Source organism: Anabaena sp. CCY 9613 (assembly GCF_963920895.1).
Lineage (GTDB): Bacteria > Cyanobacteriota > Cyanobacteriia > Cyanobacteriales > Nostocaceae > Cyanocohniella.
In genome coordinates this window covers 19458-36412 of the sequence record NZ_CAWUDE010000030.1, presented here as the reverse complement: position 1 = coordinate 36412, position 16955 = coordinate 19458, and the positions used below count along the sequence as shown (strand labels likewise).

Here is a 16955-nt window from a genome sequence, read left to right as displayed (position 1 = left end):
GTTTCCACATCTGGCGGATTATTGTTCTCCAATTCGGGTGGATTGTTGGTTTCCACATCTGGCGGATTATTGTTCTCCAATTCGGGTGGATTGTTGGTTTCCACATCTGGCGGATTGTTAGTTTCCAAACCTGGTGGATTATTGTTCTCTAATCCTGGCGGATTATTAGTTTCCAATTCGAGTGGATTGTTGGTTTCCACATCTGGCGTATTAGTTTCCAAACCTGGCGGATTAGTTTCCAAACCTGGCGGATTGTTGGTTTCTGACGCTGGATTTTTATTTTCTAACCCTGGTGGTTTTTTATCCCCTAATCCTGGCAGATTACTGTTATCTAATCTTGGAGAACTGTTATTTTCTAACCCTGGTGGTTTTTTATCCCCTAATCCGGTTGGATTGTTATTTCCCAACCCTGGAGTTTTCTTCTCTTCTACAACTGGAGTTTTCTTATCTTCGACAACTGGAGTTTTTTTATCTTCGACAACTGGAGTTTTCTTATCTTCGACAACTGGAGTTTTTTTATCTTCGACAACTGGAACTTTCTTATCTTCGACAACTGGAACTTTCTTATCTTCGACAACTGGAGTTTTCTTATCTTCTACATCACGAGAGTCAGTATTGTTAACATTTTCAGATTTGGGAACATTATCTGAACTGGTTTCTTCTGTATCTGTTGATGAATCATCAGTTTGTGATGACTGATTATTTTTGATAACTTCTTGTTTTGTTGAATTTGATGAATTAGGAGCGAGTTGTAAAAAAGAAGGATTATCAATTACTTTTTCACCACTTACAGGCACTTGTTTTTTTACAGCTGTAGTAATTTCTTCTTGCACACTGGCAATATCTTCATCTGGTATATTTTCAATATCTGGATTATTTAAATCTAATCCCTGCACCATATCACTGGTTTCATAAAAAGTTCTTAAATCAAAATCATATAAGCCCTGAAATTCACCTCTTACTACGACTAATAACTGTCCTGCTTCTAACACTTGATTTTGGGAAGCTTCTTGGTTAGAAACTTCAATACCGCTATCTGTTAATGCACCAACAACTGTTGTGTCTGTTTGTTGATCATAACGGACAAATAATGCAGAACCCCGAATTGCTGCGGCTGCATTTGGTGTTTGTATTTGTGTTCTTCCTCTACCTGGAGGAATCAGTAACAGGACTGTACCATTTGATAATCTAAAGTTGCGAGTTTTTGGTAAAAATTGAAATACAGCTTGTTCCCCAATCCTTGCTAATGAACCATCATTAAAGCGTAAGTCTGCAAGGGAAGCTTTACCGGTGGATAAACCATCACCAGGAACCATAGGATCAGCTTTGCGCGCTGGACGCGTTTTCATATTATTTCCTGGAATAAACTGCACTAAGTTGCGGAGGTATTGAATCTCAGCGCGAGTTAAAGGAGTCGTGGCATTTGCACGATTTGGCAAAATAATCGTTATGCCCCATAAACTAATTATTAAAAGTGGGAACAATTTTTTCAGCATAGTTACAACTCTTGGTAATTTTCATCAATACCAACGCAGTCGAATGTACAGGGGGGTTTTATTTTACTGGAATCCCCCAAAAGGTACTTCATTTTATGTACTACGCAAGTTTTCATCAATTTGGACTATAATTATTAATTATCGAAAGATAGATTTAACAACTATTTTAAGTTAATTTCAGCAATAATTGTGTTATTTTTTGACTTGTGCATTTGAGGGGAGAGACAACTCGTGTTAATAATTATACATTTAAACGCCAAATTTGAATTACGTTATTTCACTTAATTCTATATAAATTTTGACAATTAACTGAACAATAATGATTTAAAGTTTTACAAAACATAATGTTTAAGTTTTGACAATAAAAAGTATAATTCCTAATTAGGTTATATCTTGACTATCATTCATAAAAGTAGTCAGAGTTAGGAATAATTTAGAACTGAGGTCGATATTCTTCGTTGATTTTTATTAGTAGCTTTTAATACATTTTCATATCTGATGCAATCTCATGGCTGGAAAAATTTGTTGGTGAGTATTTGGTTTATTTCCAGTATTGGCAATTTTTGCTATGTTGCAATAGATACTGTTTGGGCTGTAGATTTAGAGCAATATAGTTGTCAAAATGAGCTAAAATCAATAAGTGAAGATTCAAAAAATTCTCAAAATAGTGTTCAAATTTGCCAAATAAACAAACTAGAGCTAACTAAATATAAATGGCAACACTTCAATGTATCGGAGTTGGTATTAATAGAACAAGCATTGCAAATTCAACCATCAGTCAAATCTAATATTTTAGTTCAAGAAGATACTCCAAATAGTCAGTTACAATTTGAATCACCACAGTTAGAAGTACAGCGGGAGGATTTTCTTGAATCCCCCTCAATACCGACAGAAAAATTAAATCAAACGCAGAACACTAGAAATGAAAGACTAGATAGGTTAAGACAGAGATTACGTGAGACTAGAGAAGCCACAGAGAATGAGTCAAATCAATTTCCAGAACTGGGACTGCGGGTACGTCCTCAACCCTTACCACTAGAATTACCTCCCGTACCAGAATTACCCTCTGTACCAGAATTACCTCAACCTGTATTGAAACCTACAGGTAATTTACAAGCTCGTTTAGGTTTCTATCAAACAAGTAATATTTTTTCATCTAATATTGATCTCATTGATGATGGATTGATATTTTCTGGATTGAGACTAGCATCTGTATATATTCCTGTTGGTTCTCAGACTTATATAAATGGATTAATTGATGGTAATTTTATTCGATATATAAATCAATCTACATTTAATTATAATCAAGTCAGATTTGATGTTAGCCTTTATCATCAATTGTCACCAAGACTCTATGGAGCAATTGGCTGGAGTAATCAACAATTTTTCTACGCTAGAAATAGCGATCGCTTCCAAGCAGGCGACCGTTTTTTAGATGAAAATTCTCTAAGATTGTTTTTGTTCCGCCGAGATGTTTTAACTCCAGCATTGACATTAAATAGCTTTTATGAATTTAAAGCTAATTTTTCTAACCCTGATAGTCGCAGTAGAATTATTAATTCTGGATTAATTGCTTTCAACTATAATTTGCAACAATCTCTGCAAGTTGGTTTTAACTACCAGTTAAATTTATTACAATTTACTCAACAAGCACGCAACGATTATTATCATCGGTTATTTGGTCAAGTATCTTATAAAATATCTAACTCTAGTAGTCTTAATCTACAAAGTGGCTGGACATTTGGTAGTTCTACGGATAGTAATATTAACTTTGATGGTTGGTTTTTGAGCATTAACTACAATTTGCTATTATTTGAATTTTAAGAAATTTCCTCATACCTACATATAACTAATCCAATCACTCCAACTACCAGCATAAAGTTTACCTGTGTGAATATTGGCTAGTTCCAAAGAAAGTAAATTCACACAAGCCGTCACACCAGAACCGCAATAAACTAAAACTTCTTTTGCTGACTCTAGCTTTTCCCACCGTTGGCGTTGTTGGGCTGGGGTAAGTAAGTAACCTGAAGCATTTGTAACTTCTTGCCAAGGATAGTTGACTGCACCAGGAATATGACCAGCAATTTTATCTATTGGTTCTCGTTCACCTCGGTAGCGATCGCCTTCTCTAGAATCTACCAAAACTACATCTGGTGAATCTTGGCATTTTTTCACAGTCTCAATATCTACTACTAGTTCTGTGATGATTTGGGGGTTAAAAGTACCTTTTTGCGGTTGGGGAATAACATTTGTGACAACATAACCAGCTTTTTGCCAACCCGCAAATCCGCCATCTAAGACGGCTACTTGTTCATGTCCTAGATAGCGCAATAACCACCAAAGACGAGATGCAAAGGCTAGGCGAGAATCATCATAAGCCACAACGAAACTGTTTTGAGAATCTATTCCAATGGCTGATAATTTATTGGCTAGATCAATCAGGTTAGGTAAAGGATGTCTCCCTCCATGCTTACCTACAGGACTAGAAAGATCCTGATTCAAATCTAGATAATAGGCACCTTCTATATGACTTGCTTGGTACTGTTGTTGTCCTAGTTGTGGATCAGCAAGAGAAAAGCGACAATCCACAATGACGACTTGTGAATCATGAAGATGTTCAAACAGCCAGGTGGGAGAAACAACAAATTGGGTGTCAGCCATAAATATCAATCGGTTTAGTGAGCAAGGGGAGAATAAATTTGATAGTCGTATGGGATGTGAAAATTGAGTAATTTAATTTTTAGATGTCCCTTACTCAAAATATCTTTATTAGCTAGTTATTCGTGGAAAAATTGCCATGACACAGTTTGAAAACTTTGTACCACAGCTAACAGCAGATGGTTCATTCACCTTTGTCTCTCAAGAGTTTGGTGAATCCTTTCACAGCCATTTTGGGGCTAAACAGGAAAGTTTTTGCAAATTTGTAGTTCCTACTCAACTAGCTCAATCTGCCACCAGACCTGTTTTGCGGCTCTTAGATATTTGTTATGGTCTAGGATACAACACAGCCGCTGCTTTGGAGACAATTTGGGCAGTTAATCCTCATTGTGATGTGGAATTAATTGGTTTGGAACTCAATCCATCTGTACCCCAAGCGGCGATCGCCCATCATTTATTAGACAACTGGAACTACGAATACACAGACATTTTGAGCGAGTTGGCGTTTCAGTCTCATGTGCAAACAGATCACCTCCAGGCGAAACTATTAATTGGTGATGCGAGAAGTTCCATTGCACAGGTACATCAATCAGGCTTTCAAGCTGATGCAATTTTTTTAGATCCCTTTTCACCACCTCAGTGTCCTCACTTATGGACTACTGAGTTCATCCAAAAAGTTTCTCAGTGTTTACACGTTGAGGGCTTACTAGCAACTTATTCTTGTGCTGTTGCTGTACGTACAGCCCTTTTAGCTGCTGGATTAGAAATAGCTTCCACTCCCCCTGTTGTCGGTAAGCGCTCGCCTGGTACAGTTGCAGGTTACCAAAAATATCATCTTTTCCCTCCCCTCTCTCAAGAAGAACAAGAACATTTGTTAACTCGTGCAGCTATTCCCTATCGAGATCCCCAATTAAACGATCCTGCACATGTCATAGTCATGCGGCGACAGCAAGAACAACAAGCCTGTTCGCTAGAACCTACATCTCGTTGGCGCAAACGATGGTTATTCGCAAAGGGTCATAACCGTTCGTCTTCATAATCAGCCAAAGGTTATTTTTCTCATCTCCCTCAGTCCTCAAGTCGGCAGATTGTGTCAAGTTAAGATAAGTTTTGGTAATTCCAATTACTATATATAAATTTTGTATTTTAAGTTACAGAACTTACAGTATTTTTTTTATATTGGGGTAAGTCCTAAAATTGCTGACAGAAAATACGTACCTTTATCTGAATCAAATCAAAACTTTAAATTCTCACTACACTAGTTTGATCTAAATTGAACGATGACAACATTTTTTGGCGCTTCTATGTTAATAAATCTCCGTAAAAAACCTGATTGAACATTTGCACGAATTTATCATACTGGAATGAGAGACAAAAAAATAAGAGAACAAAATTCTCCTATTAATATTTATAGTGTTCTCGCAACCGATATAGGAATACGCTACATATATTCAGACAAGCAGACTCAGACAGTGCCTAAAACTTGGTGAATATAGAGTGTAATATAGTCAAAGACTATATTTGTTTTTGCAGTCAAACACTGTTAACTTATTCAAAAAATTGGGGTGTTTTTGTGATTTCATGGAGTTCCAACTTTACAGACTCTACTGAAGAACAATTTGGTGGGTCAAACCCCTTAAACAAAGTAAATCGTATAGATTCTAATCACGTATTGGAATTACAAAATTTAGATGCTTGTCCCTTAGGCTTGGCTCCCCAAGAACTTTTAGTTGAACAGACACGAGTAGCACCGGCTTGGATGAAACCTGATATTCATTATGGTTATGATTCATTAATCTCTAGAACTCCACAAACTAAAGCTTCTGAAGTAGTGAACGGTGTTGATTCAGAATCGCCAAAAGTCTTAGTAGTTGACGATCATACTGCTAGTCGGATGACTGCGGCTGCTCTGTTGTCGATGGAAGGGTACGAAATTATTGAGGCGGATAGTGGTGCTGCGGCTTTGGTGCTGGTGCAACAAAAACAACCAGATTTAATTTTGCTGGATGTGATGATGCCGGGAATGGATGGATTTGAAGTTTGCCAAAGGCTAAAGCAGAACGAACATACTAGATTAATACCCGTAATATTTATTACAGCATTAAATGATAGGCGATCGCGGATTCGAGGAATTGAAGTCGGGGCGGATGATTTTCTCAGCAAACCCTTTGACAGTGTAGAACTATCAGCACGGGTCAAGTCCTTAGTACAGCAGAAGCGTTTGAATGAAGACTTAGACCATGCTGAAAAAGTACTATTTTCTATTGCTAGAGCCATAGAAAGTCGTGACCCCAACACAGGCGACCATTGTGAACGGCTAGTCAAACTAGGACAAGCGTTTGGTGAATATCTCAGTCTTTCACGTTACCAAATTCGGGATTTGATGTGGGGCGGTTATCTTCACGATATTGGCAAGGTGGGTATTCCTGACGCAGTGCTACTGAAAAAAGGTACACTCACTCCCGAAGATTGGGTAATTATGAAGCAGCATGTTTTGATTGGGGAACAAATCTGCCAGCCACTACGCAGTATGCAAGGTGTAATTCCCATTATTCGCCATCACCACGAGCGCTGGGATGGCTCAGGCTACCCCGATGGACTCAAAGGCGATGACATTCCTTACATAGCGCAAATATTTCAAATTATCGATATTTACGATGCTTTAACTAGCGAACGACCTTATAAAAAAGCCTTCAATTGCGACGAAGCACTAGTTGTCATGCAAGAAGAAACCGATTTAGGTTGGCGTAATCCTCAACTAGTAAAAGAATTTGCAGCTTTTATTCACTCTCTGATGCTGTCTCCAACCCAAATTTATGGATGAGGGACTGACAAATAAAAAAATAATCAATCGCTTTGGTAAGCACTAAATTTTGGTGTTGGCGCTGATTAGCTGGTATGATTTGGGCCTAAATCTATCTCAAATGATCAAGCGCGAAAGCGGAATTCACTGATAGCTAAATTATGGTAGTTGTAGCAATTCTAGCGGCGGGACGCGGCACAAGGATGAAATCACATCTACCCAAGGTTTTACATTCTTTGGGTGGGCGATCGCTAGTTGAGAGAGTTCTCGACAGTGTAGAACCGCTTGCGCCTTCACGGCGGATGGTGATTGTCGGATATCAGGCTGAAGAAGTCAAAACAGCCATGCAGTCTCCAAAATTGGAGTTTGTTGAACAGACTGTACAGCTGGGTACAGGTCACGCCATCCAGCAATTATTACCCCACTTAGAGGGCTACTCTGGGGATTTATTGGTGCTAAATGGTGATGTGCCTTTGTTACGCACCCAAACCCTAAAACAGCTATTACAAACTCACCAAGAAAATCAAAACGCCGCCACTATTCTCACCTCCCACCTCCCTGAACCCAAGGGCTATGGGCGGGTTTTTTGCAACGATGAACATCTGGTGCAGCAAATTGTGGAAGAAAAAGATTGTACTGCTGCTCAAAGACAAAATCGGCGGATTAATGCCGGAGTTTATTGTTTTCGGTGGCAGGATTTAGCCCAGGTTTTGCCGCATTTACAGGCTAACAATGCTCAAAAGGAATATTACCTCACCGATGCTGTCACCCAAGTAGGCAAAGTGATGGCTGTGGATGTAGAAGATTCTCAAGAAATTCTCGGCATCAATGATCGCCTACAATTAGCCACGGCTGATGAAATTTTACAAAGACGCGTCAAAGACAAATGGATGGCTGCTGGTGTTACCCTCATCGATCCTAGCAGCATTACCATTGATGACACTGTAGAATTGCAACCAGATGTAATTATTGAACCTCAAACCCACCTGCGGGGAAATACCACGATTCAGACAGGAAGCCGCATCGGGCCTGGGAGTTTAATAGAAAATAGTCAATTGTGTGAAAACGTCACAGTTCTATATTCAGTAGTTGCAGATAGCATTGTCCAGACAGGGACGAAGATTGGGCCTTATGCTCATTTACGGGGTCATGCACAAGTAGGTGCTAATTGCCGTGTGGGTAATTTTGTCGAATTGAAAAATACTCAGTTAGGCGATCGCACTAACGCCGCTCATTTATCATACTTAGGTGATAGTACTGTCGGTAAGCAAGTGAATATCGGTGCCGGTACAATTACTGCCAATTATGACGGCGTGAAAAAACATCATACTAAAATAGGCGATCGCACTAAAACTGGTTCCAATAGCGTTTTAGTAGCACCACTCACCTTAGGGGATGATGTCTACGTGGCCGCAGGTTCAACTGTGACAGAAGATGTTCCTGATAATTCTTTAGTAATTGCTCGTAGTCGTCAGGTGGTGAAACCAGATTGGCAAAAGAAAAGTGGGGAAAATAAAACCACAAATGAACACAAATGAATTATCTGGGATTTTTACAAAATGTTTAATCTATCAAATACTGTGGGACACACAGAAATTCAAGCTTGTGGAGAATCAGTAAGACTCGTTGGTACTTGTGCCAAAAAGCGTGTTTCTGAGAAGCAAGAATCTCCCGCTACATTGCGTTCGCGGAGCGTTCCGAAGGAAAGCAATTAGCGGTGAGAGTGTCAATAAATTGAGTAGTAAAGCCAAAATTCCCCCTTGCAATATGGAAGAACTACTAGAACTAAGGCAACTTCTAGAACAAGGCAAAATTCCAGAGGCTTTGTTATTGGTGGATGAGTTAGAAGAAATGAGCCTAAGTGACAAAATTAACAAAATTGACAGTTATGGCGTAATTCTGCTCATCCATTTAATTAAACAACAAGCTGAAAAACGTTCGACTCGCTCATGGGAGATTTCCCTAGAAAATGCAGTACGGGAAATCAACAAAACTAATCAGCGCCGTAAATCTGGTGGTTACTATTTAAATTCAACAGAACTCAGAGATATTCTCCAACAAGGATATCTCATAGCACTCAAAAGAGCATCCTTAGAAGCATTTGAAGGACGTTACGAAGCCGAAGAACTAGCCGCAATGCTGAACGAAACAGAAATATTAACTCAAGCATTGCAACTAATTCAAAAAACCTCAGCGTAACTATAACCCAACCAGCAACTTAACAACAGCCAACTAATTGGCCATCATTCCATTCCAAAGTATCACCAATACAAGTGCCATCATGGTAGGCCGCAAGTAAAACTTCACTAGTTTTACCCCATGAAATTATCCCATTGGCATCAAGGGCGATCGCTCCTAAATCTCGCTTATTCTCATGTGCTTCGTTAAAAGATCGTTGCATTGCATCCTTCAAGGAAGTGCCATCTGTCACCCGCACCACAATCTTGGCTGCTAAACACTCATCAATAATATCTTCCCCAATGCCAGTGCAACTGACTGCTGCATGATTGTTAGCATAATTACCTGCGGGCATTGCCGAATCACTGACTCTGCCAATCCGTTCAAAGCCCTTACCACCCGTGGAAGTACCTACAGATAAACCACCATAGGAATCTAAAACTACCACACCAATAGTACCACGTCCAGCATTACTAGATTCTACTAGTTCAGGTTCTGCGACCACACCAGCCATTGTGCTTTTAAAATTATCTTGACGTTCTTGTATCCATTCGTGCAATCTCAAATCAGTTAAAGCATTGTAGCTGGGAACTTGTAACTCCCGTGCCAGTTCCGCCGCACCGTAATCTGACAATACCCGATCTGGCGAATTTTGCAAAAAATGTACCAATTCAATGGGATTCTTCACCCGTGAGATATTAATCACACCACTAAAGCGCCCTGATTTGCCATCCATTAATGAAGCACTCATGCGGATTTGACCATCAGATTGCAATACCGAACCAGTACCAGCATTAAAGCGGGGGTCATCTTCTAACATTTGGCAACCCTGTACCACTGCCTCTGAAGCAGTTGCTCCTGACAATAAAAGAGAATAAACTGCCTCTACTACTGTATAGAGTGAGCGGCGTACTATTTCTACTCCTCCTTTGCCGTGGAGAGAACTACCCGCTCCTCCATGAATAATTACTTTAGGTTGCACCTGTAACTTCATTTATTTTATAACCCCTGCACTACTTGCATCTCAGTTGCCATTGGTTTGACGAAGGATTGGATATTTAAGTATTGGTTATTCAGAAAACTCTTCCCCAGTCCCTAATCCCTTTTAACTTTTTGCATCAGAACGCCGACGACGACAACGTTCTGAGCAATATTTCACTTCATCCCAGCAATCTTGCCATTTCTTACGCCAAGTGAAGGGACGTTGACATACCGGACAGATTTTTGTGGGTAGGTCAGATTTAGAGCGAACGCGTCCCATAGCAATACCGTAAAGATTTGAGTTAGATTTTTGAGAGTAATGGAAAATTATTATAACGAGTTCGTTACACAGGAAGGATACCTGGAATTAACATATTGATTGATAATCCTGCCATTGACTTGTTTTTAAGTTACATAGGTTAGTCAAATAGTAGCATGAGCTATTCATTAGAAAATTAAGTAGTTATGACATCCTCCTTTAGAGATATTTTATATCTTTTTATAAAAATTAAAGATAATTGCTCTTTTGATCCCACCTGCCTACGGCACACTACGCGTACGGCTTCACTTGAGAAGTGGGGTTTTTGTCGGCATTTGCTAACGGTAAAAGTAAACGACTGACTACCCGATTATCTGGTAATTGATAAATATGTAATTCTCCGCCTAATTCTTGCATGAGGTTTTGGCAGATCAGCAGATGTAAGCCTGGTGGTTGGTCTAAAACAGAAAAGGCGAGAACATCCTGGGGTATATTTTGATCGAGTTCTGCTAGGAGTTGCGATTCAATAACGCCATTATCTGTAATTGATAACTCTAATGATTTCTCATCTAAGCGGCGACACCAAATATCAACTCGGCCTCCGCTTTGAGAACGGTGACAGGCAAACACCAACAATTCATGCAAAATTAATTCAATTTTCACAATATCGCCAGTGATGGCCATGGAGGATGGATAGCCAGAGGTTTGGATGCCTTGGAGGAATGAAGAACTATGAATTGGTTCTTCATCTGTACTGGTAGATTGTCCTAAACCATGTACACCTACCCATAGCTTGTGTTGCTGAAATAAAGTTTCGACACGTTCGAGCGATCGCTTGAGTAAACTGGCAATGGGCATGACTTCCCAGCTTTTATGCAATTGCCACTGTTCTAATTTCAGCAATCCAGTCATGGAAGCAGTAGTATGATCTAATTGCCGCAGTAGTAACTGATAACGTGTTTTAGTTAAATCGTTAGCCGGAATGCCTAAATCCTGTATTTGACTGAGTAAAAGCGTGGTACTTCTTTGAATTTCTTCTAAACGACTATGTTTGTACCAATTGAGTTGTCTTAATTCTTGGTTTGTAGATTCTAAAAGTTGGGTGATTTGCTGTTGACGACGTGACCAAGCTAATTGATTAATTAGTATTTCTGTAGGATTGATAGTTTGCTGTGACCATTGACGTTCTCGACGGTCGGCGATGACGACAACCGCCGTAGGTTGATAATCAGCAGTGGTACGTAATGCCATAACTAAAAGTTGACCAATACCTGAACCATGCAACCATTTTTTAGTATCAGGCGGTAAATCATCAACGTTGAGAATCAGGTAACCTGCTTTGGCAAGGGCCCACTGAATCAAAGCTTCAGACTTGATGGCAACTTTTGCATCTATCACAATATCAAATCGATTATCTGCAATTACCCCAGGGATAATTTTTGCGTATTTATCACCAGCAGACCAAGTTAATATCAGCGCCAAGGGACAGCCCAGGACAGAGGCAATTTCTTCAATAACAGTACGTTCTAAATACTCGGTTGTTTGACTCTGGGTTTGTGCGGTGGCTGCGAGGCATTGCTTCATACTAGAAAAAATCTTTTGCTGCTGGTCGTTATCAGTGTGCAGTTGCCATTGGCGGACAATTACACCAATTTGTTGACTCACAACCCACAACAGTTCTTTTTCCAGAGTTGACCAAGTGCGATAAGTTTCATGGACGATGAGCAAAAGCACCTTTGGTGCATGACCTTGAGTGCAGTTACAAACTAAAAGCGATCGCCCGCCATGTTCTACTAAAGGAGGCCGCCAGCTAAAAAACCGTAAATCTTCGTCTAATTTTTCCACCTCTATCACAGCTTTAGTAGACTTCAGCAACTGCCCATCTACATCTGTGAGAGTATGAAGAGCCAACGTTAATGGTCGGCGATTATGAGGCTGGCTTTGGTAGATAATTTGATAATTATTGTGATCAGGGTTGTATTTTAATAATAAAAAGCGGGTAGCAGCCAATCTTGCTAAAAGTCTTGTGGCACAGGTGCGTAAAGTTTCGTTAAATTCATGCTGATGATAAATAGCTTGGGCAACTTGGCTAGTCAGGTGATTATCATTTTGAATTTGTGTGATGGTGCTTTCCATGCTGTCGATGGGAGCCACTAAAGATATCAACCCTGCTGCACCTTGGACAAAATTTTTATCTGCTTCTGTCCAAATTCTGGGTTCATTGCCTTCCACTGCGAGAAAACCCAGCAAATCTTTTTGCCAGATAATGGGAGCGGCCAAGAGCGATCGCAACCGCAGGCGTTGCAATAATTTAGCTGTAAAATGACTGTTTAGGGAACTGCGGGCATCACCAATCCAGACAATTTCATTGACTGACAAAGCATAATAAAATTCGCTCAATTCCTGCACTGTCATCCCAGCTGCTGGTTGCTGATGGCTGGCATCACGACTCATGTGGATCAGATGATTACTCATGCGACACCAAAAGTAGCGCCCTTGTCGATCAAACCAATAAATATTGGTACGGGTGGGAGAAACAAATTTTTGAGTGGCTTCTACTACTGCTTTGAGTCTTTGGTCTAGGTTATTGAGGGTGCGGACATTTTCTAGTAATTGCAATAAAGGCTCATCAGGGCGTTTGGTTTGCTTGTGCTGCAAATCTATCTGTTTTTGATAAAGTACTGCCCCTAATTCGCCTAAAACGATTGTCAGTCTGGCTTTGGCATCTCCTGGCAGTAAATAACCCCATCGTTCAGAACCGAGTAAAAGTAACCCTAAAAAACGGTTTTTATAACGAATTGGCCAAAAAATTGTGCCTTGAATGTTGAATTTTTGCCCAACTTCTTGCCAGACTGCGGCGCGAGTTTCATTGCGTAAATCCACTACACCCAAAGGGCCTTGCTCAATTACGACTTGTTCTAATAAATCACCGGGATTTAGCACCACCCGTTTGCGTAAAAAACTAGTGTCTTTATCAGGTATTACACCGCCTTGACCTAATAAGGTATGCTTCAGGCGATCGTAAAGTGCAATCCAAATTAGACTGTAGTCAAATTGCTCTTGGATGAAAGCAATAGTCTTTTCAATCAGAACGTCAACATCATCCTCTTCTCTGAGGCTTTGCAGGACGCTACCTAAGGCTAGGATCTGTTGTTCGGCGGCTATGGATTTTTGTGGCTGCCCCATCTGATTATTTGTCAACATAACTTGTAATATATAAGATGCCCAGAAAAGCACCATGACTAAATAATGCTATGGGTGTTTGCGGAAATTTCTGGGTAATAAAGATGGATATTTATCAAGCTGCAATTCGTCCACTATTGTTCAATCTGGTAAAAACCGATCCAGAGTGGTTACATCAGCAAACGATTCATAGTTTAAGCTGGCTATCACAAACCCGCAACTCTTCTAGTGGTTGGGTAAATCAACGATTACAGAAATCTTTGTGTCTAGATGATTCACGCCTCGAGCAAAATTTGTTTGGGCTTCACTTCCCCAATCCTTTAGGATTAGCAGCAGGATTTGATAAAGATGGAGTTGCTGCTGGTATCTGGTCAAGTCTGGGTTTCGGCTTTGCAGAAATGGGAACCGTCACCTTTGTCGCGCAACCAGGAAACCCCCGTCCGCGTTTATTTCGCTTGCCATTAGATCAAGCTGCTCTTAACCGCATGGGTTTTAATAATAGTGGGGCCGCAGCAATGGCAGCACGCTTGGCAGAAGATAAACAAAAGCTAGGCTGGTCAATTCCTATAGGTATTAATTTAGGTAAATCTAAGGTGACACCCTTAGCAGCAGCAGCTGAAGATTATCTCCATAGTTTTCGCTTACTCAAAGAATTGGGCGACTATTTTGTCGTTAATGTCTCTTCTCCCAATACTCCGGGGTTGCGATCGCTTCAAGATGCTGCCATGCTTAGTACTATTTTAGAAGTCTTACAACAAGAAAATAACTCACAAAAACCTATTTTTGTCAAGATAGCTCCTGATTTAGAATGGGAGGCCATATCTGACATTATTGCTTTAGCCAAAACCTACCAACTAGCAGGAATTATTGCCACCAATACCACCATTAGCCGTGATCAATTAAAAACTCAAGTAATTACCCAAACTGGCAAATCACCCCAGGAAGAAGCCGGCGGAATTAGCGGTGCGCCATTACGCGATCGCTCTACTGAAGTAATTAAGTTTATTTGGCAACAAACCCAAGGAAAAATCCCCGTGATTGGTGTTGGTGGCATATTTTCCCCCCAAGACGCTTGGGAAAAAATCACTGCTGGTGCTAGTTTAATCCAAGTATATACAGGCTGGGTTTATGAAGGCCCGATGATGGTACGCCGAATTCTCGCAGGTTTGCTGTTACAGATGGAAAAACATCAGTTAAATTCCATCACCGAAGCCGTAGGAAAAGAATTGACAATTAAAAACTAGTAGCTGGTAAGTTACTTTGGTTAAATATCAGTACTCCCTACTCCCCAGCTTCAATCTTCCTCTAGTGGGAAAAACTCCTTAGTTTTTTCCGAGTATGTCCAGGCGATACCATCGGGGTCTTTGCTGCGACTCCACTCAGGAAACTCTGGATCATTGCGGCGTTTGTAGACTGTGCTGGAATAAACATTTAGTCGCTTGGCCAATTCTGATTGAATCAGAGAACCAAAAACTAATTGCTGTTCAAGCGATCGCGTGACTTGTTGATGATTTTCTGGTGGTGTAACTTCAGTTTCGGGTTCCGACTCCACTACCTGAGCTTCTGGTGCTGCTAAAAGCGATCTCGCAGTTTTAGTAACTGGTTGAGCGGGTAGTTCTTTAACAGGTTCGCTACTGTCGAGGATGCTACCTAGAATACTAGAAGTGATAAAGTAATAAACTTCACCTCCCTCTTGAGAGTTTTGTATACTCGCCCCAAATTCAGTAGCCTTAGTATCTAAATAACGTTTTGCCGTTGTCCCAGAAAAATTGCCCTTAATTGCCAAATCCATTGGCGTAATCTTGCCTTGAGTTTCCCGAATCATTTGATGGAAAACCGGATTTACTCGCTGACACCACTGTTGCCATTGATATTGTTGCCAAATATTAAAACCAATAATTAGCACAATGATTGACAGCAAAATTCTCCAGGTGGCAACCAGGAAAATAATCAAAAACGAGATTGGCAAAAGTAAAACGAGAAAGGCTTTCCCGTTATTGTCTATTATTTTTTCACTCATGCCGATTCTTGCCAGTTGCATTTTTGGGAAATAATACTATCATCTTGGCAAAAAGTGGGCCATTTTTTTGTATCGTTTGGCAAAGTTGTGAAAAAAGGGAGTGGAGAGAGAAGAGGTAGGGGAGCAGGGGCCTACTCCCTACTTCCTACTCACCACTCACTACTCCCTAATTTTGTAACTGACAAAGCAATAACCCAAACCACTGCTGCGGATCAGTCCACACATGAAGCGGTGTTAAACCTTGTGCGGTGAGTTGCTGTTGAATAGTTTCCAGGTCAAATTTGCGGGAAATTTCCGTGAGGATAGTTTCCCCTGGAGCAAAATTAACATTGACGTTGAGAGCTTTTAATTCTACAGTTTGCGATCGCAAGCTGCGTAAATGCATCTCGATTTGATTTGCTGTTTCGTTATAAAATGCCCAATGTTCAAACTGCGCGGTATCAAAGTTACCCTCAAACCGTTGATTTAAATGCGCCAACATATTCAAGTTAAATGCTGCTGTTACACCTTGGCGATCGTTGTAAGCTGGTTCCAAGATATTTTTGGGCTTTTGTAAATCTATCCCCAATAAAAAATATTCACCCACTTGCAGCGCATTGGTAATTTGGGACAAAAATAAATCACACTCTTGGGGCTGGAGATTACCTAAAGTGCTACCAATAAAAGCAATCATCCGATTGGGTAATTGGGTGGGTACAAGTTGTGCTAAGGCTAATTCGTAGGTTCCTGCAAGTGCATGAACTTGTAAAGAGGGATAATCAGCTAATAGCTGCCTAGCACTACTTTCTAATATCCCAGCACTCACATCAATAGGAAGATAGCGCAGGGGATAGTCTAAGTCCTGGTAGGCATCCAAGAGGATTCGGGTTTTTGTCGAGCTACCACTACCAAGTTCGACTAATTCACAAGCACCTGTTATCTGGGCAATTTCACCAGCATACTGCTGTAAAATCTCAGTTTCTGTGCGTGTCAGATAATATTCTGGTAATTCACAAATTTGTTCAAATAGCTCAGAACCCTGATCATCGTAAAAGTAACAAGCAGGAATAGTTTTAGGTGTTTGAGTTAATCCCTTAATGACATCATTGCCTGTATTGGGGACAACTACGCGATTTGCTGCTACCAAATGCTGTACCTGCAAACGCTGTTCAACGCTGTTTTCCGGTGTAACTTTGGGGCTAGCAATTTTAGATATTGACATTCAACCTCCGTATGTTTGGCGTAATAGGTTCCATTTGTGGGCAAACCTTTACCCCAGCCAGTGAAACACATAGCTATAGCTCATAACATCACGCTTGAGCCAGATTAATCAAGCTTTCAAGCTAACATTAGATATTTTCTCTGATTCCCAACCAAAAGGTTGACACAATTGCGAAC

The 16955-nt window shown here is 40.4% G+C and carries 14 protein-coding genes; 7 read left to right on the top strand and 7 right to left on the bottom strand.

Features of this window, described 5'->3' with window-relative positions; translation table 11 throughout:
• On the bottom strand, positions 1-1496 hold a 1496-nt coding region (locus ACM0OT_RS23030; RefSeq protein ID WP_414566701.1), incomplete at its 3' end, for a FecR domain-containing protein.
• Between the two features lie 528 nt (positions 1497-2024).
• Here ACM0OT_RS23030 and ACM0OT_RS23025 point away from each other — a divergent pair.
• Positions 2025-3320 carry a hypothetical protein gene (locus ACM0OT_RS23025; protein ID WP_414566700.1) on the top strand — a complete coding sequence of 432 codons (1296 nt, stop codon included), beginning with the start codon at positions 2025-2027 and terminating at the stop codon, positions 3318-3320.
• A 15-nt stretch (positions 3321-3335) separates the two neighbouring features.
• Here the strand turns inward: ACM0OT_RS23025 and ACM0OT_RS23020 are convergent, their stop codons facing one another.
• Positions 3336-4157 (bottom strand): sulfurtransferase, encoded by an 822-nt coding sequence (locus ACM0OT_RS23020; RefSeq protein ID WP_414566699.1) that lies wholly within the window; start codon positions 4155-4157, stop codon positions 3336-3338.
• Positions 4158-4293: 136 nt separating this feature from the next.
• Between ACM0OT_RS23020 and ACM0OT_RS23015 the strand changes: the two genes are divergently transcribed.
• From ACM0OT_RS23015 to ACM0OT_RS22995, 5 genes are all read left to right on the top strand, one after another.
• Positions 4294-5193 (top strand): tRNA (5-methylaminomethyl-2-thiouridine)(34)-methyltransferase MnmD, encoded by a 900-nt coding sequence (locus tag ACM0OT_RS23015; protein WP_414566698.1) that lies wholly within the window; start codon positions 4294-4296, stop codon positions 5191-5193.
• A 534-nt stretch (positions 5194-5727) separates the two neighbouring features.
• Positions 5728-6978, top strand: coding sequence for an HD domain-containing phosphohydrolase (locus ACM0OT_RS23010; protein WP_414566697.1), 1251 nt, complete (start codon positions 5728-5730; stop codon positions 6976-6978).
• A gap of 140 nt (positions 6979-7118) precedes the next feature.
• Positions 7119-8495 (top strand): bifunctional UDP-N-acetylglucosamine diphosphorylase/glucosamine-1-phosphate N-acetyltransferase GlmU, encoded by a 1377-nt coding sequence (gene glmU / locus ACM0OT_RS23005; RefSeq protein ID WP_414566696.1) that lies wholly within the window; start codon positions 7119-7121, stop codon positions 8493-8495.
• A gap of 21 nt (positions 8496-8516) precedes the next feature.
• Entirely contained in the window at positions 8517-8672 is a 156-nt protein-coding gene (locus tag ACM0OT_RS23000) for a hypothetical protein (protein WP_414566695.1), read from the top strand.
• Positions 8673-8724: 52 nt separating this feature from the next.
• Positions 8725-9156 (top strand): DUF29 family protein, encoded by a 432-nt coding sequence (locus ACM0OT_RS22995; protein ID WP_414566694.1) that lies wholly within the window; start codon positions 8725-8727, stop codon positions 9154-9156.
• Between the two features lie 19 nt (positions 9157-9175).
• Here the strand turns inward: ACM0OT_RS22995 and ACM0OT_RS22990 are convergent, their stop codons facing one another.
• From ACM0OT_RS22990 to ACM0OT_RS22980, 3 genes are all read right to left on the bottom strand, one after another.
• Positions 9176-10129: an isoaspartyl peptidase/L-asparaginase gene (locus tag ACM0OT_RS22990; protein WP_414566693.1), complete on the bottom strand. Its 954-nt coding sequence runs from the start codon at positions 10127-10129 to the stop codon at positions 9176-9178.
• Between the two features lie 111 nt (positions 10130-10240).
• On the bottom strand, positions 10241-10396 hold the full coding sequence (locus ACM0OT_RS22985) for a DUF2256 domain-containing protein (protein ID WP_414566692.1): 156 nt from the start codon (positions 10394-10396) through the stop codon (positions 10241-10243).
• A gap of 270 nt (positions 10397-10666) precedes the next feature.
• Positions 10667-13561, bottom strand: a complete 2895-nt coding sequence (locus tag ACM0OT_RS22980) for a GAF domain-containing protein (RefSeq protein ID WP_414566703.1) — start codon at positions 13559-13561, stop codon at positions 10667-10669.
• Positions 13562-13662: 101 nt separating this feature from the next.
• On the opposite strand from ACM0OT_RS22980, the gene ACM0OT_RS22975 reads away from it, so the two are divergent.
• A complete protein-coding gene (locus ACM0OT_RS22975; protein WP_414566691.1) occupies positions 13663-14802 on the top strand; it encodes a quinone-dependent dihydroorotate dehydrogenase in 1140 nt (379 codons plus the stop codon).
• 50 nt (positions 14803-14852) lie between these two features.
• Here the strand turns inward: ACM0OT_RS22975 and ACM0OT_RS22970 are convergent, their stop codons facing one another.
• Together ACM0OT_RS22970 and egtD are read right to left on the bottom strand one after the other, a co-directional pair.
• Positions 14853-15578, bottom strand: a complete 726-nt coding sequence (locus tag ACM0OT_RS22970) for a hypothetical protein (RefSeq protein WP_414566690.1) — start codon at positions 15576-15578, stop codon at positions 14853-14855.
• A gap of 166 nt (positions 15579-15744) precedes the next feature.
• A complete protein-coding gene (egtD, locus tag ACM0OT_RS22965) occupies positions 15745-16779 on the bottom strand; it encodes an L-histidine N(alpha)-methyltransferase (protein ID WP_414566689.1) in 1035 nt (344 codons plus the stop codon).
• Between the last annotated feature and the right edge of the window lie 176 nt (positions 16780-16955).